24 protein-coding genes and 3 tRNA genes are annotated in these 23,302 nt (G+C 26.7%); 3 read left to right on the forward strand and 24 right to left on the reverse strand.

Annotated features, from left to right (window positions below; translation table 11 throughout):
- Positions 1-87: 87 nt before the first annotated feature.
- Together BUA77_RS06150 and BUA77_RS06155 are read right to left on the reverse strand one after the other, a co-directional pair.
- Positions 88-1,788, reverse strand: coding sequence for an FAD-dependent oxidoreductase (locus tag BUA77_RS06150; RefSeq protein WP_072888328.1), 1,701 nt, complete (start codon positions 1,786-1,788; stop codon positions 88-90).
- 270 nt (positions 1,789-2,058) lie between these two features.
- Positions 2,059-3,480, reverse strand: coding sequence for an APC family permease (locus tag BUA77_RS06155; RefSeq protein ID WP_072888329.1), 1,422 nt, complete (start codon positions 3,478-3,480; stop codon positions 2,059-2,061).
- Positions 3,481-3,796: 316 nt separating this feature from the next.
- On the opposite strand from BUA77_RS06155, the gene BUA77_RS06160 reads away from it, so the two are divergent.
- Positions 3,797-4,687: a LysR family transcriptional regulator gene (locus tag BUA77_RS06160; protein ID WP_072888330.1), complete on the forward strand. Its 891-nt coding sequence runs from the start codon at positions 3,797-3,799 to the stop codon at positions 4,685-4,687.
- A 25-nt stretch (positions 4,688-4,712) separates the two neighbouring features.
- On the opposite strand, the gene BUA77_RS06165 is transcribed toward BUA77_RS06160, so the two are convergent.
- The 19 genes from BUA77_RS06165 to BUA77_RS06255 all read right to left on the reverse strand — a co-directional run bounded on the left by BUA77_RS06165 (position 4,713) and on the right by BUA77_RS06255 (position 20,807).
- Positions 4,713-5,240 carry a YeeE/YedE thiosulfate transporter family protein gene (locus BUA77_RS06165; RefSeq protein WP_072888331.1) on the reverse strand — a complete coding sequence of 176 codons (528 nt, stop codon included), beginning with the start codon at positions 5,238-5,240 and terminating at the stop codon, positions 4,713-4,715.
- Positions 5,241-5,252: 12 nt separating this feature from the next.
- Positions 5,253-5,486 (reverse strand): sulfurtransferase TusA family protein, encoded by a 234-nt coding sequence (locus BUA77_RS06170; RefSeq protein WP_072888332.1) that lies wholly within the window; start codon positions 5,484-5,486, stop codon positions 5,253-5,255.
- A 25-nt stretch (positions 5,487-5,511) separates the two neighbouring features.
- Positions 5,512-6,189 (reverse strand): YeeE/YedE thiosulfate transporter family protein, encoded by a 678-nt coding sequence (locus BUA77_RS06175; RefSeq protein WP_084605560.1) that lies wholly within the window; start codon positions 6,187-6,189, stop codon positions 5,512-5,514.
- Positions 6,190-6,552: 363 nt separating this feature from the next.
- The gene (locus BUA77_RS06180; protein ID WP_072888334.1) at positions 6,553-7,302 is read right to left on the reverse strand and encodes a DUF4184 family protein; all 750 of its coding nucleotides are present in this window, start codon (positions 7,300-7,302) and stop codon (positions 6,553-6,555) included.
- A gap of 114 nt (positions 7,303-7,416) precedes the next feature.
- Positions 7,417-7,947 (reverse strand): hypothetical protein, encoded by a 531-nt coding sequence (locus BUA77_RS06185; protein WP_084605562.1) that lies wholly within the window; start codon positions 7,945-7,947, stop codon positions 7,417-7,419.
- 248 nt (positions 7,948-8,195) lie between these two features.
- Positions 8,196-8,399, reverse strand: coding sequence for a hypothetical protein (locus tag BUA77_RS06190; protein ID WP_072888336.1), 204 nt, complete (start codon positions 8,397-8,399; stop codon positions 8,196-8,198).
- Between the two features lie 69 nt (positions 8,400-8,468).
- Complete coding sequence (locus BUA77_RS06195) at positions 8,469-8,861, reverse strand: HEPN domain-containing protein (protein WP_072888338.1); 393 nt, start codon at positions 8,859-8,861, stop codon at positions 8,469-8,471.
- The gene (locus BUA77_RS06200) at positions 8,851-9,177 is read right to left on the reverse strand and encodes a nucleotidyltransferase domain-containing protein (protein WP_072888340.1); all 327 of its coding nucleotides are present in this window, start codon (positions 9,175-9,177) and stop codon (positions 8,851-8,853) included. The genes BUA77_RS06195 and BUA77_RS06200 overlap by 11 nt, the downstream gene beginning before the upstream one ends.
- A gap of 108 nt (positions 9,178-9,285) precedes the next feature.
- Positions 9,286-9,765, reverse strand: a complete 480-nt coding sequence (gene rlmH, locus BUA77_RS06205; protein ID WP_072888342.1) for a 23S rRNA (pseudouridine(1915)-N(3))-methyltransferase RlmH — start codon at positions 9,763-9,765, stop codon at positions 9,286-9,288.
- Between the two features lie 3 nt (positions 9,766-9,768).
- Positions 9,769-10,320: a tetratricopeptide repeat protein gene (locus tag BUA77_RS06210; RefSeq protein ID WP_072888344.1), complete on the reverse strand. Its 552-nt coding sequence runs from the start codon at positions 10,318-10,320 to the stop codon at positions 9,769-9,771.
- Positions 10,321-10,391: 71 nt separating this feature from the next.
- Positions 10,392-11,474: a serine protease HtrA gene (gene htrA, locus BUA77_RS06215; RefSeq protein ID WP_072888346.1), complete on the reverse strand. Its 1,083-nt coding sequence runs from the start codon at positions 11,472-11,474 to the stop codon at positions 10,392-10,394.
- An 11-nt stretch (positions 11,475-11,485) separates the two neighbouring features.
- Positions 11,486-12,280, reverse strand: a complete 795-nt coding sequence (locus BUA77_RS06220; protein ID WP_072888348.1) for an MBL fold metallo-hydrolase — start codon at positions 12,278-12,280, stop codon at positions 11,486-11,488.
- A 79-nt stretch (positions 12,281-12,359) separates the two neighbouring features.
- A complete protein-coding gene (gene yycI, locus BUA77_RS06225; RefSeq protein ID WP_159428958.1) occupies positions 12,360-13,133 on the reverse strand; it encodes a two-component system regulatory protein YycI in 774 nt (257 codons plus the stop codon).
- A 1-nt stretch (position 13,134) separates the two neighbouring features.
- A complete protein-coding gene (locus BUA77_RS06230) occupies positions 13,135-14,469 on the reverse strand; it encodes a hypothetical protein (RefSeq protein ID WP_072888352.1) in 1,335 nt (444 codons plus the stop codon).
- A gap of 14 nt (positions 14,470-14,483) precedes the next feature.
- A complete protein-coding gene (locus BUA77_RS06235; protein WP_072888354.1) occupies positions 14,484-15,071 on the reverse strand; it encodes a hypothetical protein in 588 nt (195 codons plus the stop codon).
- Positions 15,072-15,185: 114 nt separating this feature from the next.
- Complete coding sequence (pnpS, locus tag BUA77_RS06240) at positions 15,186-17,012, reverse strand: two-component system histidine kinase PnpS (RefSeq protein WP_072888357.1); 1,827 nt, start codon at positions 17,010-17,012, stop codon at positions 15,186-15,188.
- A gap of 3 nt (positions 17,013-17,015) precedes the next feature.
- A complete protein-coding gene (yycF, locus tag BUA77_RS06245) occupies positions 17,016-17,708 on the reverse strand; it encodes a response regulator YycF (RefSeq protein ID WP_072888360.1) in 693 nt (230 codons plus the stop codon).
- 220 nt (positions 17,709-17,928) lie between these two features.
- Positions 17,929-19,278 (reverse strand): peptidoglycan DD-metalloendopeptidase family protein, encoded by a 1,350-nt coding sequence (locus BUA77_RS06250; protein WP_072888362.1) that lies wholly within the window; start codon positions 19,276-19,278, stop codon positions 17,929-17,931.
- A gap of 65 nt (positions 19,279-19,343) precedes the next feature.
- On the reverse strand, positions 19,344-20,807 hold the full coding sequence (locus tag BUA77_RS06255; RefSeq protein ID WP_072888364.1) for a M1 family metallopeptidase: 1,464 nt from the start codon (positions 20,805-20,807) through the stop codon (positions 19,344-19,346).
- Between the two features lie 84 nt (positions 20,808-20,891).
- Here BUA77_RS06255 and BUA77_RS06260 point away from each other — a divergent pair, with 84 nt between their 5' ends.
- Entirely contained in the window at positions 20,892-21,929 is a 1,038-nt protein-coding gene (locus BUA77_RS06260; protein WP_072888366.1) for a DnaD domain protein, read from the forward strand.
- An 8-nt stretch (positions 21,930-21,937) separates the two neighbouring features.
- Complete coding sequence (locus BUA77_RS06265; protein WP_072888368.1) at positions 21,938-22,921, forward strand: ATP-binding protein; 984 nt, start codon at positions 21,938-21,940, stop codon at positions 22,919-22,921.
- 108 nt (positions 22,922-23,029) lie between these two features.
- On the opposite strand, the gene BUA77_RS06270 is transcribed toward BUA77_RS06265, so the two are convergent.
- From BUA77_RS06270 to BUA77_RS06280, 3 genes are all read right to left on the reverse strand, one after another.
- A tRNA-Thr gene (locus BUA77_RS06270) sits at positions 23,030-23,104 on the reverse strand.
- Between the two features lie 34 nt (positions 23,105-23,138).
- A tRNA-Asp gene (locus tag BUA77_RS06275) sits at positions 23,139-23,215 on the reverse strand.
- Positions 23,216-23,223: 8 nt separating this feature from the next.
- Positions 23,224-23,299, reverse strand: a tRNA-Val gene (locus BUA77_RS06280).
- Positions 23,300-23,302: the final 3 nt, after the last annotated feature.

Genomic DNA, 23,302 nt, shown 5'->3' on the forward strand with positions numbered 1-23,302 from the left:
GCTAAATTTTTCTATTCTTCTGTAATTTTTGTCTACTTTAATAGCTCCTGTTTTATTAATCTAAGGGGGAACAAATTCCCCCTAATCTTATTCAAAGTTATAATCTGTAACAATCATTTTTCTATCAGTTGTTTGATCATTAAAGTATTCATAGAAAGATAAGCCCATGAATCCACCTGATATATTATAAACATTTTCAAAACCTAAGTTTTGTAGTGCTAATACTGCATTGTAACTTCTTTGACCACTTCTACAGTGTAAATAAATTGGCTTATCAGTAGGTATTTCATCTAACCTTTCTCTAATTTCACTAAGAGGTAAATTTATAGCTCCTATTATATGACTTTGCTCATATTCATCTTTTTCTCTTACATCTATTATACAAGCACCACTTTCTACTAAACCTCTTACATCAGCTGAATGTACTTGTTTAAATGAACCATGTAATAAATTAGAAGCTACATATCCTGCAAAATTAACTACATCTTTAGCAGTTCCAAATGGTGGAGCATAGCATAACTCTAAATCTCTTAAATCATTTACAGTTGCACCAAATTTAATAGCTGTAGCAATTACATCTACTCTTTTATCTACATTTCCTTTACCAATTGCTTGAGCTCCTAGCACTCTTCCTGTTGGTATTTCATAAATTAATTTAAAGTGCACTGATTCACATCCAGGCATTAATCCTACTTTATCTCCAGGAATTATTTTAACTACATCATATTTAATATTCATATTAAGAGCTTTTATTAAACCTTCATTTAAACCTGTAGACGCTCCGTTATAATTAAATACCTTAATTACAGATGAACCAATAAATCCTGTATTCATTATTTGCATTCCATTTATATGATCTGCTACTCCTCTTGCTTGCTTTTGAGCAGGTCCTGCTAAAGGTAATTTCGTCATTGAATTAGTTAACGCATGATATACTTCAATAGCATCTCCTACAGCATATATATCTTTATCATTAGTTCTATAGTTTTGATCTACTTTTATTGCTCCTGTTTCACCTAACTCTAATCCTGCTTTTACAGCTAGTTCTGTTTCTGGAACTACTCCAATTGCCATAACTACTAATTCAGCATTTATTTTCTTTCCTGATTCTAAAACAACTGTATTTTTCTCAAAAGAACTAACTTTATCTCCTACTATTAAATTTACTCCATGATCATGAAGCTCTTTATGTAGAATTTGAACCATATCATAATCAAATGGTCTCATAATTTGAGGCATAGCTTCAATTAAAGTTACATTGTATCCTGCTTCCTTTAAATTTTCAGCAGCTTCAACTCCAATAAAGCCTCCTCCAATTACTGCTACATTTTTAGTTTCTATTGATTTTACAAACTTGTTTAACTTATCAATATCTACAACATTTCTAATTGAGAATACATTTACATTTTCGATTCCTGAAATCGGTGGAACTATTGGTCTTGCTCCTGGAGATAATATTAGCTTATCATACGATTCCTTATACTCTTCGTTAGTTAATAAATCTTTAACTATTATTTCTTTATTTTTTCTATCAATAGATAATACTTCATTGTTTACTCTAGCCTCTATTTTGTATTGTTTTAAAAACTTTTCTGGACTCATAAGAACTAAACTATCAGCTTCTTCTACTACACCACTTAAATGATATGGTAAACAACAATTTGAGAATGATACATGAGGTCCTTTTTCAAACATTATTATTTTATCATCTTCACTATGTCTTCTTAATCTAGCTGCTGCAGATGCTCCACCAGCAACTCCACCAACTATTAATATTTTTCTACTCATTTATATCCCTCCAAGTATTTTAGTTTGAAATTATTTATATCTTTAAATTACTCTTTGTTAATTTCCTCTCAATTTAATTATAATATGCCTTATTCTATTTTCATAATAAGCATATGTTATACACTATAAGAGTTTTTTATATTTTGTTAAACCATCTACAAAATTCCCTTTATGTAAACGATATACCTTGGTCAAAATAATTGCTAATTTAGTTATTTGAACCGATTAAAAATTATATAATTAACCTAGAGATAAAAATATACTATCTTCCTATATTGCTTTATTGAAAATTTTATTTTCAAGTTCCTTATGAGAAAGACTTCTGTATTCTTTACATATTGTTAAGTAGAATACAATGCCCAAAATAACCCATAAGCTTAAAATGATTAATACTTGCTTTGATAAAGATGAAGGTAAACCTGGAATCAATAGCAGTCCAAGAAATCCTAATGAAAAAATACATCCTAATATTGAAGTTATTTTAAGTCGTTTATTTTTTTCAAAGTCATTATTATCTTTTCCTATCTTATAAGATGCCATAGATGTATGCAAAAAACCTATAACTGCTCCAAAAGAAGACATATCTACTATCCACCCTAAAACTTTACGCCCAAACCAAGGAGCAATCATAGAGCAAACTCCAACAAAAATTATGGCATTTACTGGAGTATTGTATTTAGGATGTAACTTACCAAACCAATAAGGCAATGCACTTGATTTACCCATAGAATATAAAAGTCTACTAGCAGCAAGATAAAACCCATTTATTCCTGCTATTATTGCAGCAAATAATGATGTAAATAGTAATATCATCCCAAATTTGCCTAATAAATATTGAACAGCCTGTCCAGTTGCCCAATCTGGATTGTTATTAATAAACTCTTGCCATGGAAATATAATTGCTGTAATAGTATTAACTGAAATATAAATAAAAAAACCAAAGAAAATTGTTGCTAACATTAATTTAAAAACAAGTTTAGGAGAAAAATCATATTCTTCTGCAACTTGTGGAATAGAATCAAATCCTACAAATAAAAATGGTGTAATTGCTACAATAGACAATACTCCTTTTATTGGATTTATATTTGTAGGAAATACAGGTTTAAGATTATTATATGTAATTTGATTATTCAATAATGTAGCTATTAAAAGTAATATAACTGAGCCTACTAAAGCACCTGTAATAATCATCTGTAAATTACCTGTCATTTTTACACCTTTTATATTTGTATATGCAAAAAAAATTACAGCTACTAATCCAAGTAAAACTTCACCAGCAAATACCTCAGAACCTTCTACTGAATATAAATATCCTATTTCAAAAGCTCCTGAAAAAGCCTGTTTGCTAATAATACCTAAAGCAGTTGCATTAAAAGGTACAATACTAATATAGCAAAGGGCTAAAAACCATCCACAAATAAAAGCATGGTTTCTTTCAAAAGCTTTAAATGAAAAAGCATATTCACCTCCAGATACTGGATATTTGTTTATCATATATCCATAATTATAAGCAATAATACACAACATAATCGTACCAATAAATAATCCTATAGTTGTTCCTAAAGGCCCTGCTGTTTCTAAAAACACATCACCGGGTAATAAAAAACATCCTGATCCAATAATTGCTCCCAATGCTAACGCAACTATGTTTAAAGGACTTAAATTTCTTTTCAACTTAATATTTTGATTCATAAATCATACTCCATTCTTTAATTATTTATAACTATACTTCAGTTATTAATTATATTCTTTGAATTGTATTTTGTTAATTTTCTCTCAATATTAATTATAATATACCTATTTAAATTTTTATAATAAACATGTATTATATACTATAACACTTTCTTATATTTTGTTAAAATGCCTAAACTCTATTTTTATTGTAATAACAACCATATTTGTATGATAATGGTATATTGTAACGTATAAAATATATTTATTTTTGTTCAATATAGTGGTAAAATAAATACATATTTGACTATTTCTATAATTTTGAGGATGTGATGATATGAATCTTCAATATCTCAAATCATTTTATATAACAGTAAAATGTAATAGCATATCAAAAGCAGCAAAAAGTCTTCACCTTACCCAGCCGGGGCTTAGTATGCAGCTTCAAAATCTGGAAAAGGAACTGGGAGTAAACCTTCTGAATAGAAGCAATAAAGGTGTTGAATTAACAGAAGAAGGAAAAGTTGTATTCGACTACGCTAATACCCTTCTATCTATTCAAGGAAATATCGAAAGGGATTTAAAAAATCTTCAGCAAGATCAACCACAGCTAATGATTGGTTCTTGTAAAAGCGTAGGTGAGTATGCACTTCCGTGTAGTATTTATACATTTAAACAGCTTCACAAAGAAGTAGATATTCATATGGAAGTAAATAACTCTACTAAAGTTATTGAAAAACTTCGTAAACATACTATTAATATTGGAATCATTCAATATGATCCAAAAGCAAATGATATCCTTACTCAAACCATAGTTTCTGATGAATTGCTTTTGGTAGGAAATTGTTATGATTCTCCAAAACAAATTTCTATAAAAGAACTAAAAGAAATTCCTTTGATTTTACGAGAAAAAAATTCAGGAACACGATATTCTATTGAAAAAGCATTACAAGAAAAAGGAATTAGAATAGAAGATTTAAATGTAATTTACGATCTTAATTCCCCTGAAGCAATTAAATCTTCTATTCTTTCAGGAAAAGGATTTTCTTTTTTACCAAAGTTAATCATCCAGCAAGAACTGAAAAAACACTGTATTCAACCCGTTACAGTAGATAATCTAACAATTCCTTTTGATTACTTTGTAGCTTATAGAAAAAATTATACATTTACAAAATATGAGAAAATGTTTGTAGATTTTATTATTTCCAGCAAAAGAGGATTTTGCTAAAAAAGAGGACAACTGTCCTCTTTTTTTATACCAAAAATCGAATTAAAATCTTAATTCCAACCCATGCCCCTAAAATAGTAAAAACTCCAAAAAACCAAGCATGTAATGAAAATGATGGAATTCCACTAAAAAAAGCACCAATATTGCACCCAACTGCAAGTCTTGTGCCATACCCCATCATTATACCGCCTAAGAGAGCAAAGATAAACTGTTTTTTACTCTTTATTTTTTTCCATTTAAATTGAGATGCTAACAAAGTTGCACTTAAGGATCCCACTATAACACCCATGTTCAAAATTGTATATTGATTTATAAACACATTTTGATTTTTAATCACAGGTTCATAATAATATTGAAAATGATTAAAATATTCCCAACAAAAAGGATCTAATCCAAACCATTGTAAAATACCAATTCCCCACAATAAAAAACCACTTGTAATCTGCCAACTAATCCCACTAGTAGCCAATAAAATAATATTCAATAATCCCAGTAAAATTCCTCCTAACCAATAAGGCCATGGCTTTTTTAACCATTTTTTAATGGGTTTCATTGTTACCCTCCACTATTTTTCTTTTGGTTTTTCAATATAGATTTCCCATTCTCCATCATCTGCTTCAACTAATTCTACTGGGTATTGATTTTTTTTGGCCCATTCTTGAACATTAATACCAACACAACTATGATCAGAATGTACAATCAAAATATCTCCCGCATCCATTGTTTTTAACTCCTTCATCGCTCGAAGTAAAGGAACAGGACATGCTTCACATGAACAATCTATCTCTCTTATTGCCATACAATTTCCTCCATTACATATTTTTCTAATGCCTATTTTCATACCATACTGCCAATCCATATAAACTCATTAATACCATTAACTGACCTATCACAACCACTTTAAAGTCTAAATATTCGAAAAAATAAACAGTTTTCGAGTTGTGTATTATACAATCATACCAAAATGAATAATCCTTTGCACCAAGCACAGTTCCAATTAAAAAACCTAAAAGAACAACCCACTGTAGTACATGCCCTTCACCAATTCGCATCAATACACCAGAACTACATCCACCTGCAATAATCATTCCAATGCCGAATACAAATGCACCAATCATTACATGTATTCCTACCGAGCTTATCTCTCCTGGAATCAAATTATAATCAATAGAATTTTGATAAATATATCTAGATTGTATTACAGCAAATCCAATCGTACTTACCATCATTGCTAATAACATTCCTCTTAGTAAACTTGTGTTACCTACAAGAAATGGATCTCTAAATGCTGCTGCAAAGCAAAATCGGGAATATCTTAAAACAATTCCAATTCCAACTCCTAAAATCCAACATACAGCATATATATACTGCTTTTGCCAAAGTCCTATAAACAGAATTATTGAAATTAAAATTAATATAATACCATAAGGAGTCTGATTTTTTTTCCTTTTTTCTTGTCTCTTACGCTGTTTGATTAACGAAGTCATTTCATTTGACAACATAATCCCATCCTTTATAATTTAACTTTACATAATTATATATTACTCCCCTACTATAAATCAAGAATATATACTATTTGGATTATTTTTTCAATCATGTGAATTAATTCAATAAATCAATTATAATACAAACTTTGGTATTACTTGATTTCATAAAAATAGAAGCTTTGAATTATTATATTCTCTGCCCCTATTTAAAACAATATAATCAAAACCTTTTATGCTACATCTCCAGTCAATTCTAAGAATATTTTCTCTAAATTCTTTTGAGTTTCGCTTAAATGAGATACAGCATACCCTTCTAACACAAGTTGTCTATTGATTTCTTCAATATTTATATTAAATTCTAATACTTTCCAATTAATATTACAAGATCTTTAATGCTCTAGTCAAAAACGACATAAATATAAGCCCAATAAATATTCCATCAATCAACGTTACGATAATTTTTCCTAACAATAAACTATTTGACTTAAAAATTACTAATAATATAATAAGCATACTAATTACAATTACCCCACTCCAAAATCTAAATTTATAAAATTTATTTATTTGAATGTAATCGCTTTTAGATATGCCTTTATCTTGAATAGCAATTAAATACATGATAATTACTACAAAACCTAAAACAGTACTACCATGTTGTAGTATTTTATAAATTGGAATTTTAAAGTTTGCTATATCAATATATTTTGTTAACAATCCTATATTTTTAACAAAAAAACCCGTCTTATGTGTAAAACTATCCCAAAACAAATGAGTAAATGACCCTAAAATAGCAGAATAACAAAACACAATAAATTTAAATAGCGAATTTATTCTCCAACTCCTTTTTGTTAAATAATAATATTTATTACAATAAGGTTTTGGTAAATTTAATATAACAACTTTTTTTAATATATAATGATAAATACAAGCCACAATAAAAACAATCGGCAAGTTAAAATATAATTGCCCTAAAAATGTATGCCCAACTATTTGTTTTGGTCTAAAGTAGATGAAATATTCAAAATCAGGTGCCATGGTGCCAATTACTAATGCTGTAAAATCTAAATATTTAGTCCGTTTAATTAAAAAAGGCAATACAATAGATGGATGTGCAAACGTAAACGGCATTTTCCCTAAACCTCCTTGTTTATTCCTATAAATACATTATCTCTTCTAATTGCAAGAAATCTTCTTTTTTAAGAAATTCCCTATACTCAATAAATATACCGTCCCTTTGTGCTCTTAAGTAGACTGCTTAAGGCTATTTAAAATTTTAGCGTAGTATATCTCATAAGACGTATCCTCTAAAAAATCATATAAAACACTATCCAGTTCTATATCTAAATCTTCGTCTTCTTCTTCTGTTTCTTCATTGTATATTTCAAAATTTTCATATTTCCATTCGTTAAATGATCTTTCCAACAATTTTTTATAACTAACCCAATCTTTACCGCAATTCGATTGAAAAGTAGGTATCCACTGATCGATATATATTTCAGATAACAATTCATCTAACTTAGAAAGATACAATATCTGTGCTATTTCTGATTTACCAAGCTCATTTTTCATTTTAATTATATCTGTATAAGTCATTTCTCTTACTTCACCCGAATAATCATAACTAATTCTACCATTATATTTATTTATAAAAGGTTCTTCAGTTTTATACCAAATACAAGGTTTGTTAGTTTCTATAACTTCAATCAGTAACTTTAAGATAAATAAATAAATTTCTTTTCTTTCTATCTGACAATTATTTTTCATTATAAACATAACTTGTTCCTCGCTTTCCTCTCCATTTTATTTTTCCACAACAATCATTCTTCCTATATTCCAATATGCATCAACAATTGCAAAATTAACCACTTTAAATACCTTTTCTCTTACTCTTCTTAAAGTAGTCTTTATATTATCATATAAATTACCATTTTACTGAATATACAAAAGATTTATTCTTCTTATCTTTCTTCCCTTAACGATAGTTTTATATTCTAAATACATTAATTTTACCCCTTTCAAATTTACAAATAATTCAACGCCTTACGAGACATGCTTTGCTTCATTTCTACAACTTCAATCTTCTTCTTGAATACATTTGATGTATATTGAAATCCACAATCTCTGTGAAAAATAGGTTTTGCATCAAGATACTTTTCAATAGCCTTATCAAACATTTTAAATGCTTCTATTTTTACTTCCTTGCTAAATTTAAGTTTTCTGCCCATAAAAAATACCTCCAAAGTAGATTAATAATTTTAATTAATTACATTGTCTACTTTGGAAGTATCATATCATTATTTTGACTGTTTCAATTTATCTAATATAAATTTTTCAATTCTTTCAGCACTTTCTATTGCCATTTTCATATCCTGCTCTTCTAACTCAATATTAAATGGATATCTAACCTGAACACCATAATCAACTAACTCTATACAATCATCCTTAATTTTTTGAAAGTCCTTATCAAAGTTCATACATCTTTTATTCAGGAGTGTTAAGTCATGTGTTTTTATTATTTTATCACCATTTAAAGCAATATACCCTTTTAAATATTTCTCTGCACTTTGCTGACAATGATAACATATTATCTCTAAAGGAATTGGACGCATTTGAAGAAGAAATCTTGCTGAATTTAAATCATTAACTGCAAAGTCAAACCATTCATCTGCAATATCTTTATTGTTCATATACACTGACTCCCTCATGAGCAATTTTATATTCAATAGTAGATTCTAGCATCGCTCTCTCATCAAATTCATCTTCATAGTAAACTAAAATATCTACAGGCATTGATGCAACTTTTGATATAGATTTTCTAATACTTTTAATTAATTCTCTTTTTCTTACACCTTTCTCATTTGTAACAATACATAAATCTAAATCACTATCATCATTAGGTTTTCCATAAGCAAAAGAGCCAAATAAATATATCTTACTTGTTGAAACAACTGCCTGAATCTGATTTGTTATTTTATTAATTTCACTTTTTATTTGTTGTGGCATAAAATCCACCTCGCTAAAAAATATTTATATTACAATTATACACCAAACAAACATTCTTAATCAAATTATATGTTATACTAAAGTTATAATGAAAAGTATAACCTTTTTCTATTTATGATACGGTTCCCCTTTAATTATCCTAAAACTCCTATATACTTGTTCAAGAAGTATTAATCGCATTAACTGATGGGGAAAAGTCATTTTTGAAAAAGAAAGCTTAAAATCAGCTCTATCTAAAACTTCTTTTGAAAGTCCAAGGGACCCTCCTATAACAAATGTTATATTACTTCTTCCCATTATACTTAAGTTATTTAATTTATCAGCTAGTTCTTCTGAAGATAAATTTTTTCCTTCTATTGCAAGTGCTATAGCATAAGTATTATCCTTTATATGTGATAATATCTTTTTACCTTCTTTTTCTTTTATAATTTCTATTTCTTTTTTACTTAAATTTTCAGGGGCTTTTTCATCACTTAACTCTACTATTTCTAATTTGCAGTACTTTGAAAGTCTTTTAGAAAATTCATCTATTCCAAGCTTTAAATATTTTTCTTTTATCTTTCCTACCGAAACTATTTTTATATTCATTTTTTAATTTCCTTCCATTTTGTATTTAACCATAACATATCCTTTAAGTTGAACAAGCTTAATTCTGTTATATCCTTTTTTTATTGCATCTGTTAAATAATCTCTTGCACTTAGTTCATCCTCTTTTATAAGATAAATTATTGCTAAATTATAATATGGTAAACAAAAATCATTATCTTCTTCCATTGCTTTATTAAAATATTCTTCAGCTTTATTGTATGCTTTAGATTCTAAATAGCATATACCTATATTGTTATATACTTTTGCTTTTAAATTATGTGTATATACCCCTATATTAAACATTCTAAGATAATTCAGCCATGGCTTATTCTCAATATCATCTAAAAACATATTAAATTGATTAACAGCACTTTTATACCTTCTTTTATACAAAAGCTTCTTTCCTAAGTAGAAATTTTTCCAAAATACTCTCTCTACTACTATCCATAAAATTATAGGAAGTGATACTAAAAAATAGTTTTTCTTTGAAGCTAAAAAAATACCAATACATATTAATATTAAATATATAAGTCTATTTAAAGCAACTCTTATCATATATCCTCCTTAAAATGCAATATAAATGCTTGAATATTAGAATCATATTACTAATATTCAAGCATTTTAAATTAAAATATAATTTGTAAATCTATTTCTTTTCCACCTCTATTTATCTTGACATTTGTAGAATCTTTAGGTCTAAACTTATAAAGTTCCCTTGTTAAACTACCCATGCTTTTTATTTTATTTCCTCCTAATTCAAATATAACATCACCTGGCTTGATTCCAGCTTTTGCTGCAGGAGTATTATTTATTACTTGGAAAACATAAACCCCTTCATCAATGCCTAAATCTTGTCCCATTCTATCCTCAAAATAATTTACATCTACAGCTTTTATTCCTAGAGAAACTCTTTTAAATTCTCCTTTTTGTATAAATTGATCCACTATAGGCTTTGCAGTATTTATAGGAATTGCAAAACCAAGCCCCTCAGCAGTTTGAATTTTAGCTGTATTTATTCCTATTACCTCACCTTTTGAATTTAAAAGTGGACCTCCACTATTTCCAGGATTTATAGAGGCATCTGTTTGTATTAAATCTTCTACAGATTCATATTCATTAACTTTAATACTTCTATGAAGACCACTAATTATACCTTGAGTTAAACTTCTTTCAAATTCAAGTCCTAAAGGATTTCCTATTGCAATAGCTATATCTCCAACTTCTACATTATCACTATCTCCAAGAGCAGCTACTGGAAGTCCTTTTTTATCTACTTTTATAATAGCCAAATCTAAAGTTGTATCATACCAAAGTACTTTAGCTTCTTGATTTGAACCATCATAAAAAAGAACACTTACGTTATTTGCTTTTCCATCACCTATAACATGTGCATTTGTAAGAATATATCCTCTTTCGTCTACTATAACTCCTGTACCGACTCCACTAGATTGCCTAGCTCCAAAGAAAAAATCTTTTTCTACAGTAACAGTAGTGATACCTACGACAGATGGCATTGCTTTTTTAGCAACAGCTTTATAAACACTTTCTCCTTTTGGTTCATTTACAATAATTTGTGTGCTATTCGGTTTAGCAACCTCTTCTTTATTATAAGTATCTTTTAATATAAAATTTGGAGCTAAATAAAGAGTTAAAAGACTTCCTATTATAGCTCCTATAACTGCTGTAACAAAATATCCTCCTCTTCTCATAAAACCACTCCTTACACTGCATATAAATTTGAAATTTTACCTCTTTTTAAAACACTAAGCTCTAAATTTTTACCTACATGTATATTTTTTTCTTGTAATACACCTTTTACAGTTTCAAAAGCAAGTTCTGGAAAATTGTTTTCTCTACTTAAATGAGCTAATAGTATTTTTTCAGTTCCTCTTTCTACCAATTCTATACAAAAACGCCCTGCATCTTCATTAGATAAATGCCCTTTTCTAGATAAAACTCTTTTCTTTAAGTAATATGGATAAGAACCCATTTTAAGCATTTCTACATCGTGATTTGACTCAAGTACTACTAATTTAGAATCATATATATTTTCTTTAATTTTATCACAAACATAACCTAAATCTGTGGCTATACTTATTTTATTTTTTCCATTATAAAATGTATATGCTACAGGATCAGCAGCATCATGATGTATAGAAAAAGGATTTATTTTAATATCTTCTATATAAAAAGGTACATTATTTTCAAAAACCTTTATATTATTTTCTTTAATTTTCCCAATTTTATTCTCTATAACTTTCCAAGTATTTTCATTAGCATATATAGGTATATTATACCTTCTTGACAAAATTCCTGCACCCTTTATATGGTCCGTATGTTCATGAGTTATAAGTATTCCTGATGTGTTTTCTAAATTTATATCTAAATTATTTAAATTTTCTTCTGTTTTCTTTCCACTAAGTCCTGCATCTACTAAAATTTTCGTATTTTTATATCCTATGTAATGACAATTCCCACAGCTACCACTAGCTACTGAAGCGTATTTAAAGCACATATTTTTCCTCCATAAATAATATTTTAATCACTAAATTTAATTATACCATTAAAAAGATAGTAATTAAACAAGCCAGCCTTTAAAAATCAAAAGCTGGCACATAGTAATATTCTTTATTAGCTTTTATTCTCCACATAGGAAAAACCGTTCTTATTTTTGTTTTACTTAAATCTATATTTTCATTCGATAGAAATTTATATACTAAATTTATATCTTCTATAGTAGAGTTTTCTTTTAATTCATTAAATTTATTCATAACAGCTTCAACACTTGTTATAACTCTTTTTTTCTGAACTTTATCTTCTATAGGTATAAACCATAGTCTAACAAAAATAAACTCTCCATTAGGATAAAATATAAATTTCATATAGCTTTCTTCTAAAAAATAATCTTTATATTTCCCACAATAAAATACTTCTATAAAATTATTATTTTTAGTTATATATTTAAGGTAACTATCTTTATCTAATTTATACTTTTTTAAAATTTTTTCTGTATAAACCTTTGATTCTTCTTTGCTAAAAGATTTTAAATTAGCTTTTCCCTTATAAATTATTTTTTTATTATCTTCTATATATAAATTTATATTATCTTGAAAAATACCTTCTAAATTTTCTTCCATAGCTTCGTATTTTACACTTAAAGCACTCAGTTTTGGTGTCTGTTTAGGTAAGTCTGTATTAATAGTAATATTTTTTGTTTTTAATAAGTTATTTAGATTTCTTATATACTCTTCCTCAAAAAAAACTCTTTTATCATACTTAAATATATTAGCATATAAGTTATATCCTAAAAGTATATTCGTTATGATAAAAGCTATAATTAATATAGTTTTAGATTTAGCCCAATCCATATTATAAATTCTCTCCTTTATAGGCATCAAAAACATATATTTTATTTCCTATATAAAATTTCCAAGCAGGAATAAATTTATCATCCTTTAAAAAGTATATAAGCTCAACATCTTTTATGTTTTCCCAAATATCTGATCCGTTTAAATAATTATTATCTTTTTGTAGTAGACTGAAATTCATGTTTAATATTTCTTGAGGTGGTATAATATTATTTCTAGAATTATCATTCAAAATATAATCCATATTTTTTGCAAAGGCTTTATAGCTGTATACATCTTCTCCTATTACGGTTATTTGTATTGGAGCATTTAAAGCATTAGTTTCTAATTTTAAATCTTTTATTTTATAGTAAAAACTAAATCTGTAGGCTTTTTTATTTTTAATTACTTCTTTGTGTATACTTGATAAATTTAATTTTTTCCAATCTATACTATGTTTTCTTAAAAAATCCAATGCTATATTTAAAGCTTGCTCTATAGTTAAATCTTTATCAGTTGTATTTTCATTTAAATACTCTATATACCCATTTGAATATATTCTAAGTACTTTTTCTCCATACCCATATATAAATGTATTATTTCCATTTGTTTCAACTATTCTGTTTGCAAAATCATATTTTTCATTTAAAAATTTTTTACCTAAATCTTGTATTTCTTTATCATTATAAATATCAAAGTTATTTTTAGATTTTATCATGGGATATGATAAATTCATCTCAAGAGGAAATAAAGTATGGTTATTTATATCAAACATATAATTTACAGTATAATACTTTATATAATTACCTTTTTCTAATTCATCTACTAAATTTATACTTTTTAAATTATCCACTTCTACTTTATATACTTTATTTTCACTATTTAAAAAATATATTGCTTTATCATCAACTAAAGGTATTAATATTTCTAAAATATCTCCTAATTTAGTTATAGAACTCTTCTTTAAAAACATACTTTTATTAAGTATATTCCCATTTATTCCCTTATTGAATTTGAGTTCTATAGATTTAATATCTTTTTTAAATAGATATTCCATATAACTTATTTCTTTTAAATCAGCTTCTTTTATTAAGGTTTCCTTTAATGTGAGTTTTGCCTCACTCCAATACTCATCTTTGTTTTTTAATATTTCTGTATTATTTCCTCCACCAAAATGAATATATATTCTTTCTGGTTTTAATATGAAGTCTAGACTTTCTCCTAAACTTACATTGCTTTCATACATTTTTTTTAAGTCAAGTGAAAAGCCTATTAAACTAATATTTAATAATAATAATATATTAGATGTTAAAAATAAAAAAATTAATATAAGGGTTTTAAACTTTTCCCTATTCATGTTTAACACTCCAATTATTTTACAGAAGAAATTATATCTTTAAACATATCTTTTATACCTTTATCTTTTAATTCATCCATATCTTTTTGTATATCTTGTTTATTCTCTATTTTTTTATATAATACAATTTTTACTTTTTTATCCTCTTCATTTTTAACTACAATTTTATTTTCTCCTGGACTTAATTTAACTTCAGTTACAAATAGGCCAATAGCACCTATTTCTAATTTTTTTGCTTGTGTACGCTCATATGTTTCATCTTTTTTAGAATATACCTCTACAGATACAGAACTTCCTTCTTGTCCTTTTCCTGAAATAACTATTTTATCATTTGTTGTTACTGTATAATCCGAATCTGGTTTTATTATTTCGATTAGTGCCTTTTTAGACTCTTCTTTTTTTTCTGTTTGCTTTTTATCAGTGATTTCTTTTTCTGAATCTTTTTTTTCTGTAGATGTATTTTTGGATTCTTGTTTTTGTACCGTTTGTTTCTGTTCAATTTTTTTATTTACAGTATTCGTAGAATTAGTATCAGCAAATGCTAAAACATTATTCGAAGCTAAAAGACTGCAAATAATTAACGATGCTCCAAGTTTCTTCATTGTTAAGCCTCCTTGCAATTTATGTATAATTTTTATTTTTTTCCAATAGCATGCCTCATAATAAATTATACACAAAAATTATTACAAAAATATTACAAGAAAATTAAATCCAAATTACATATCCACATTTTTACCCACAGGTAACTTTATTTTAAAAGTAGTGCCTTTTTCTACTTCACTCTGCACTAATATATCTCCTCCGTGTTCTTCTACTATGTGTTTTGCAATAGAAAGCCCAAGCCCAGTTCCTCCCATATCTCTAGATCTCGCCTTATCAACTCTATAAAACCTTTCAAATATTCTAGGAATATCTTCTTTTGGAATTCCAACTCCATTATCTGATATTGATATTAAAACATACTTCTTTTGTTTTTTTACATCCACAGATATTATCCCATTCTGTGGTGTGTATTTAATTGCATTAGTTAATATATTTTGAAGAACTTGTTCTATTTTATCTTTATCTCCATTAATTATTATGTTTTCATCATTCAATCCTAACTTTAATATATGATTTTTTTCTTTAAAAGAAATTTCTAGTTTATTAACTACATCTTTTATTAAATTATCTATATCAAATCTTGAAAAATTAAAACTAGTTTTCTTATAATCAAGTCTTGATAACTGCAAAAGATCACTTACAAGTCTTGCCATCCTATCAGATTCTGTATTTATTACATTTAAAAAAGAACTGCATATTTCTTTATCCTCCATGGCCCCATCTAGTAATGTCTCTGTATAACTTTTTACTGTAGTTATAGGAGTTTTTAGTTCATGTGATACATTAGCTACAAATTCTTTTCTCATATTATCTAATTTCTCATGTTCTGTAATATCTTGAAGTACTAGAATTAATCCTTTAACTTGGTTATTTTCATTTTTTAGATAAACAAAATTTGCTCTTAATATATCTCCATTTTCAAGTTTTATAATTTCACTTCCTTGAGATATATTTTTATTTTTTATATTTTTTAATGTTAAATTTTCGTTGTATTTTCCAAATATTTTATCATATACTGACCCATTAATATCTTCTTCTTTTAACCCCAGCATTTTCATAAAAGTTGGGTTTACATGTATTACAAATCCTTCATTATTAACAGCAATTAGACCGTCTGCCATTTGATTGATTATTGCATCTAGTTTACTTTTTTCACTTGATATTTCATCAAGAGTATTTTTAAGCTTATCAGTAAGATAATTAAACATTTCTCCAAGCTTTCCTATCTCATCATCCGATTTTACTTCTACTATTTGGTCAAAATCTCCCTTTGCCATTTTTGAAGCTTTTACTGTAACATCATTTATTGGATTTGTAATTGATTTTGCTATTAAAAAACCTAATACAATAGTAACTATCAACGCCATTAGCATAGCTCTTAAAAATATAATTTTAGACTTATCTAATACTTTATATATATTTTCAAGATATGCTCTTCCATATATTAATCCTATTATTTCTCCTTCTTTGTTTTTGTAAGGATAAACAATATTTTTTATTTTTTTATATCTACTATCTATTATTATTTTTGTATCTTCTTCAGCAAAAGTACCAGAAAAATCTGAGGAATTTACTTCTAAAAGTACTTTTTTATCTAAATCAGCTGCACTTAAAGCATTTTTATTTATAAATTTACTATTACTATTTGTAGATGCAACTATTTTAAAATCATTTTTTGTATCTATTATAAGCACTTCATATTCACTAGCAAGAAGAGGTATGCTTCCTATTTTATTTTGTATATTATCATAATTTAAAAAATCATTTTCACTTATTTGTGGTTTCACAAGATTATTTATAATGTTATTTAAAGTATCTGAAGACATGTTAATCTGAAGCTTCTCAAATTCACTTATCATAAAAAATCCAACTATAGCCAAGGCAATAAAAACTAATAAAAAATATATAACTATAATTTTATATCTTATGCTTCTAAACAAGCTTTATTCCCCCTTAAAGTAATAACCTACTCCTCTTTTAGTTATTATATATTTAGGGCTTGAAGAGTTGTCTTCTATTTTTTCTCTAAGTCTTCTCACTGTAACATCTACGGTTCTAATATCTCCATAATATTCGTATCCCCAAACTTGCTCAAGAAGCTGTTCTCTTGAAAAAACTTGATCCTTTTGAGTAATTAAAAATTTTAAAAGCTCAAATTCTCTTACTGTTAAGTCTATATTTTCTCCATTTTTTTTGACTTCATACTTTGCTAAATCTATACTTAAATTCCCATTTACAACAATATCTGAATAATTATCTTCAGAAGTTACCATCTGAGTTCTTCTTAAATTTGCTTTTACTCTCGCCATAAGCTCTCTTATACTAAATGGCTTTGTTATATAATCATCAGCACCAAGTTCTAGACCTAATACTTTATCCACTTCTTCTTCCTTTGCTGTAACCATTATTATAGGTGTAGCAACCTTTTCTCTTACTTTTTTACAGACTTGAAATCCATCATATTTTGGAATCATAACATCTAATAATATTAAATCTGGTTTAAATTCAAATGTCTTGTTTATAGCCTCTTCTCCATCATGGGCTACTTCTGTTTGATATCCTTCTTTACTAAGATTAAATTTTAATATATCTGAAATAGACTTTTCATCATCTACTATCAATATTTTTTTACTCATTACATTCTACCTCCCAAACATATGAATTTTGGTATTTCATGTAATTGATTTGTTATAAAAAAGTCTTTAGTCTAAAGATTTTACAATGTAAAATTTTTTAAAATTTCATGGCGCCAACGAATTCTAACGAATTCCGTTGCTTAAAACTCATAACGGAATTTATATTTATCCACAATTCAAAAGGATTCGTTATAAAAAAAGCTGTTGAATTTCAACAGCTTTAGTACTTAACATAAGTAAGAGGATTTACAGGAGTTCCTTTTTTCCTTACTTCAAAATGAAGATGATTTCCTGTAGATCTTCCAGTACTTCCTACCTTTGCTATACTCTGACCTTTTGCAACTTTATCTCCTTTCTTTACAAGAAGTTTGCTGCAATGTGCATAGTATGTTTTATATCCATTTCCATGATCTATTATTACAAGCTTTCCATATCCACTTTGTGTTCCAGAAAATGTTACTGTTCCACCATCAGCTGCTTTTATAATTGTTCCTTTTGGAGCAGCTATATCTATTCCTGTATGAATTCTGCCCCATCTTTTACCAAATCTTGATGTAAGCTTTCCCCTTGTCGGATTTGAAAAAACTCCATAAGCCATATATGAAGGTCTTTTTTTAGTTCCTTTTAAAACTACTTTATCTTGAACTTGTGAAAGTATTTCTTCTTTTAATATATTCTTCGAAGAAACAACTCCATTTATTTTAACAATTTCTGCCTCTACCTTTCTCTTTCCCTCTATACCTTCTAATTTTACCTTTTTTTCTCCTTTATAAAGAGCATTTGTTTCTTCATAAACAGTTTCATATGGTATAGTCTCTTCATAAGAAGCAAGTTCAACTATTTTTACATTTAAATATGATTTTGGAACGGTTATATTTATTTCTTGATTTATCTTAAGCTTATTAATATTTATATCAGGATTTGCTTTTTGTATATCATCCATTTTTAAATCATATTTTTTTGCAATATCCCATACAGTATCTCCACTTTTTACTATGTACTTTTGCATGTCATTTGTTCCATTTAATAAGTACTCATATGCTAATTTTTCACTTTTTAATTTAGATATACTGATTTCTTTTTCTTCTACGGAAACCTTTTCCAAAAATTTTATTTCTTTTATTTTATTAATGTCTGTAGATTTTATATTATAGTTTTTTATATTATCTAAAACCTTTTGTGCCGATTCTTTATCTTTTAAATATACTATATCTTTTCCATTTATATTTATAGAATAAGCTTTTATACTTAAGTCTATAACTTTATTTAGATTTTGTTTAAATCTATCTATTTGTGTTATTTTATCTTCTCCTACTCTTACTCTATTAAAAGTTATTTTCTGACTTATTGTTACATCTTTTTCAAATTCCTTTTTTATTTCTCTTTTCTTTTCTTCAATTAATCTATATACATCTTTTTTATTTTTTACTATTCCTATATCCTTGCCATCAATATTTACTTCATAAGATAATGTAGAAAAATATATTCCACTACAAGTTATAAACGTTACTAAAAAAACTAAACAATGAAGTAAATACTTTCTCTTAAGTACCTTCTTTATTTGATTCATCAGTAGGCTCCTTTCAAAACACAGTTACCCTGTTATTATATCAAATATTTTGCTTATCTTTCAAGCTAATTGTTTCCATATATTATTTTATCCATATTCACTCCCTTTTCTTTCCATATATTCACAAATTGATTTCCAGTAACATTTTTATACATATTTTGCTTATAGTATTTCCTTAATGTCTCAAAAAATACATCATCTCCCACTTTATTTCTTATGTTATCTAATAATAAAGCTCCTTTGCTATATACGCATAAGCTGTATTCAAAAGAATTTTTAAATTCAGTCGTACTTTTAAATATACTTTCAGTAGATTTTCTAAATGTATTTGTTTTTAAATTTTTTATAAGTCTATCTTTAACTTCTTTTCCATATTTCTTTTCAAAGTAAAGTATTGTTGAGTATTCTGTTAAAGCTTCATCTAGCCATGGCTCACTTATTTCATCATTTCCAACTAATGAATACCACCATTGATGTGCTGTTTCATGAGCAACTACATATTCCAAAGAAAACTTTGAATTTTGATTGTATAAATTTCTATCTATCATAACAAGATTTGGATATTCCATTCCTCCTATAAAAAAATCTGATGCAACTACTGAATAAGTTTTGTAAGGATATTTACCAAATAAATTATTAAATACTACTAAAGAGTCCTTTGCTATTTGAAGTGATTCTTTTCCTAATTTCTTATCTAAAAAATAACTATATATTTTTGTATCATTAAGTTTCGTAGAAAGAACATTAAACTTATCACTCAATATAAAAGCAAAATCCCTTACATTATTTCCTTTAATCTTATATAAAGTACTATCCTTTTTTATTCTTTCGCTTTTAATAGTACCAGTTGTTGCTAATTTATATCTGCTTGGTATATTTATGTTTACATTAAAATTGCTTATATCACTATAAAAAGGATCTCCTATTTTTTCATAAGTTTTTGTATTCCATCCCCTATTATCATATACACAAGCTATAGGATACCAATTTGTAATATTTATAGTATAATCTCCATATCCAAATCTACCAACAGAGTTTGGGAGTTTAACATCATATTCTAAATATATATTAGTTTTTTGTCCTGGTTTTAGATTATCTTCTAAATTAACTTCTAATATGTCTTCTTTTTTTCCCATAATTTTATAATCCAAATTATATTTTTTCCCTAAAACTTTATTAATATTTATATATCCTTTACTAAATCCATTTGGATAAGCTTTTTTAAATTCATTTTTTTCAAATGGAGCATATTCCTTCTTTAAAAAAGCGTTTGGGTATATATGAAAATATATTCTTTCTAAATTTTTATCTGTTTTATTTATATAAGTAATATTTTGAGCACACTTTAATAATTTTTCTTTGTCATCAAAGCTTACATCTATTGAATATGTATTAACATCATTTCCCTTAAGTCTTTTAAATACTTCCATATCTAAATTTAACTTACCAAGAAAAATAAATGTTAAAAAAAATAAACTTAATGTGAATAATAGCCTAATTAACTTATCTTTATTTAAAAGAACTACCAAAACCAATCCCCCCTAAAAATTAATACTTTTTTTTACAATAATTCTCCCCTATTTCTTGTGATATAATTATTCTGAGGTGATTCTATGTTTTTTAAGGAAATTAATGAAATAGACTTAGGAGAAACTCCTATTGATAATATATTTATAGATATATTTATGCCAATGGCCAACGGGACATACGTAAAAGTTTATCTTTTAGCCTATAAATATGCACTTGATGCATCTATTAGTAACAATATAACTAATCAGTCTTTAGCAAGAAATTTGAACATACCCTTATCAGATGTTTTATCTGCTTGGGATTTTTGGGAGGATAAAGGAATTATAAAAAAACATATAAAAGATACTAATGAAGAATGGAATTATTCTATAGAATTTTTAAATTTAAAAAAACTATATATAGAAAATATATTAAAAACTAATGATTTAAAAAAAAGTAAAACTACTCCAGATGAATTAATATATGTTAATCAAAATCCTAACATTCAAAAAATGTTTAATTATATAAATGAAATTATAAGTAGACCTTTAGTTCCCAATGAAAAAATTCAAATACTAGATATAATAGATAAGTATAATATGAGCCCTGATATGATAAAAAGTGCATATGCTTATGCAAAACAAAAAAGAGGGATTAAAAGTATAAAATATGTTGAAGGTATAATAAGAAACTGGTATGACAATAAAATATATACTTTAGAGGATCTAGAAAACTATTTTGCAAAGAAATCAGAACGATTTGGGCTGTATAAAAAAGTTTTTAAAGAATTAGGCTTTTATAGAGAACCTTCTATGGAAGAACGAAAAATAATGGATTCTTGGATAGATGATTTTAATCTTTCAATAGATTTAATATCTCACGCTTGCTCTAAATCTAAAAATACATCTAATCCTTCTATTTCATATATAAATTCTATTTTAAAAAACTGGTATGAAAAAGGATTTAAAACAATACAAGATATAGAAAAAGAAATAGAAGAAAGAAAGAAAAAGAAAACTTCTAAAAAATCTACTGTCACTGTAAAAACTAAATTCCATAATTTTGAACAAAGAACATCTAATTATACACCTGAAGAGCTGGAAAGAATTATTTTAGAAAATCAAAAGAAAAAATTTAAGTAGGTGATTAAATGAAAAAAGAAAAACTAAGAGAAATTCTTTTAAAATATGAAAAGAACAGAGATATTGCTAAAATTAACTTGGAAAAAAGAAAAAATCAGATTTATAATAAAATTCCTAGAATTAAAGAAATAGATGATAAAATATTTGAAATAGGCCTTAAATTAAGTAAATCCGTCTTAATAACCCCAGAAAAAAGAAAACAGATAGTAGAAAATTCTAAATTAGAAATAGAAAAGCTTAAAAAAGAAAAAATTGATTTATTTTTAAAATATAATATACCTTTAGATTATTTAGAAATAAAATATAAATGTAATACGTGTAAAGATACAGGTTTTTTAAGAAACGGCATAAAATGTAATTGTCTCAATCAAGAACTTATAAATCAAGCTTACAAAATGTCTAATCTTTCTAGAGTTCTTGATAGAGAAAATTTTAATACATTTGATCAAAATTTATTTTCAGATAAAAACACTGAAGAAGGTATTTCACCTAGAGAAAATATTTTAAATATATTATCTATTTGTGAAAACTTTGTAAGAGAATTTAATAAAGATAATGGAGAAAATTTACTTTTTTATGGAACTACTGGTCTTGGAAAAACATTCATGTGTAACTGTATTGCAAAAGAGCTACTAGATAAAGGGAAAATAGTAATTTATCAAACGGCATTTAAATTATTAGAAATAATAGAAGAGTATAAATTTAGAAACCAAAATAACCCTATAACAGAAGAAAATTATAAGCTTTTATTTGAATGTGATCTTTTAATTATAGATGATTTAGGAACAGAAGTTCCTAATTCTTTTACTAATAGCGAGATATTTAACATTATAAATACAAGACTAATATCAGGTAAAAAAACTATAATCTCTACTAATCACTCTCCTATGGAAATAGCAAACACATATACAGATAGAATTTTTTCCAGAATATTTTCTCATTTTAGAACTCTTAAATTTTCTGGACAAGATTTAAGATGGGAAAAAAAATAAATCCATTAAGAATTAATTCTTAATGGATTTATTTTTTATTCTTTAATGATAAATTAAATGTGTGTATAAATAAAAAAACTTAAGGACTAAGTTCTTAAGTTTTTTTACTGGAGCTGGTGATAGGAATCGAACCTACAACCTGCTGATTACAAGTCAGCTGCTCTACCGTTGAGCCACACCAGCATATATATTTCATCAAAATGTTTATAGTTTTTTTTGGCGACCTGGAAGGGACTCGAACCCTCGACCTCCAGCGTGACAGGCTGGCATTCTAACCAACTGAACTACCAGGCCATTATAATTGGTGGGCTCAACAGGGCTCGAACCTGTGACCCCCTGCTTGTAAGGCAGGTGCTCTCCCAGCTGAGCTATGAGCCCAAT

The sequence above is a fragment of the Tepidibacter formicigenes DSM 15518 genome, assembly GCF_900142235.1.
Classification (GTDB): domain Bacteria; phylum Bacillota; class Clostridia; order Peptostreptococcales; family Peptostreptococcaceae; genus Tepidibacter; species Tepidibacter formicigenes.

Coding starts and splice junctions, on each gene's coding strand:
- BUA77_RS06150 (WP_072888328.1), bottom strand. CDS start 1,788: ATGAGTAGAAAAATATTAATAGTTGGTGGAGTTGCTGGTGGAGCATCT.
- BUA77_RS06155 (WP_072888329.1), bottom strand. CDS start 3,480: ATGAATCAAAATATTAAGTTGAAAAGAAATTTAAGTCCTTTAAACATA.
- BUA77_RS06160 (WP_072888330.1), top strand. CDS start 3,797: ATGAATCTTCAATATCTCAAATCATTTTATATAACAGTAAAATGTAAT.
- BUA77_RS06165 (WP_072888331.1), bottom strand. CDS start 5,240: ATGAAACCCATTAAAAAATGGTTAAAAAAGCCATGGCCTTATTGGTTA.
- BUA77_RS06170 (WP_072888332.1), bottom strand. CDS start 5,486: ATGGCAATAAGAGAGATAGATTGTTCATGTGAAGCATGTCCTGTTCCT.
- BUA77_RS06175 (WP_084605560.1), bottom strand. CDS start 6,189: ATGTTGTCAAATGAAATGACTTCGTTAATCAAACAGCGTAAGAGACAA.
- BUA77_RS06180 (WP_072888334.1), bottom strand. CDS start 7,302: ATGCCGTTTACGTTTGCACATCCATCTATTGTATTGCCTTTTTTAATT.
- BUA77_RS06185 (WP_084605562.1), bottom strand. CDS start 7,947: ATGTTTATAATGAAAAATAATTGTCAGATAGAAAGAAAAGAAATTTAT.
- BUA77_RS06190 (WP_072888336.1), bottom strand. CDS start 8,399: ATGGGCAGAAAACTTAAATTTAGCAAGGAAGTAAAAATAGAAGCATTT.
- BUA77_RS06195 (WP_072888338.1), bottom strand. CDS start 8,861: ATGAACAATAAAGATATTGCAGATGAATGGTTTGACTTTGCAGTTAAT.
- BUA77_RS06200 (WP_072888340.1), bottom strand. CDS start 9,177: ATGCCACAACAAATAAAAAGTGAAATTAATAAAATAACAAATCAGATT.
- rlmH (WP_072888342.1), bottom strand. CDS start 9,765: ATGAATATAAAAATAGTTTCGGTAGGAAAGATAAAAGAAAAATATTTA.
- BUA77_RS06210 (WP_072888344.1), bottom strand. CDS start 10,320: ATGATAAGAGTTGCTTTAAATAGACTTATATATTTAATATTAATATGT.
- htrA (WP_072888346.1), bottom strand. CDS start 11,474: ATGAGAAGAGGAGGATATTTTGTTACAGCAGTTATAGGAGCTATAATA.
- BUA77_RS06220 (WP_072888348.1), bottom strand. CDS start 12,280: ATGTGCTTTAAATACGCTTCAGTAGCTAGTGGTAGCTGTGGGAATTGT.
- yycI (WP_159428958.1), bottom strand. CDS start 13,133: ATGGATTGGGCTAAATCTAAAACTATATTAATTATAGCTTTTATCATA.
- BUA77_RS06230 (WP_072888352.1), bottom strand. CDS start 14,469: ATGAATAGGGAAAAGTTTAAAACCCTTATATTAATTTTTTTATTTTTA.
- BUA77_RS06235 (WP_072888354.1), bottom strand. CDS start 15,071: ATGAAGAAACTTGGAGCATCGTTAATTATTTGCAGTCTTTTAGCTTCG.
- yycF (WP_072888360.1), bottom strand. CDS start 17,708: ATGAGTAAAAAAATATTGATAGTAGATGATGAAAAGTCTATTTCAGAT.
- BUA77_RS06250 (WP_072888362.1), bottom strand. CDS start 19,278: ATGAATCAAATAAAGAAGGTACTTAAGAGAAAGTATTTACTTCATTGT.
- BUA77_RS06260 (WP_072888366.1), top strand. CDS start 20,892: ATGTTTTTTAAGGAAATTAATGAAATAGACTTAGGAGAAACTCCTATT.
- BUA77_RS06265 (WP_072888368.1), top strand. CDS start 21,938: ATGAAAAAAGAAAAACTAAGAGAAATTCTTTTAAAATATGAAAAGAAC.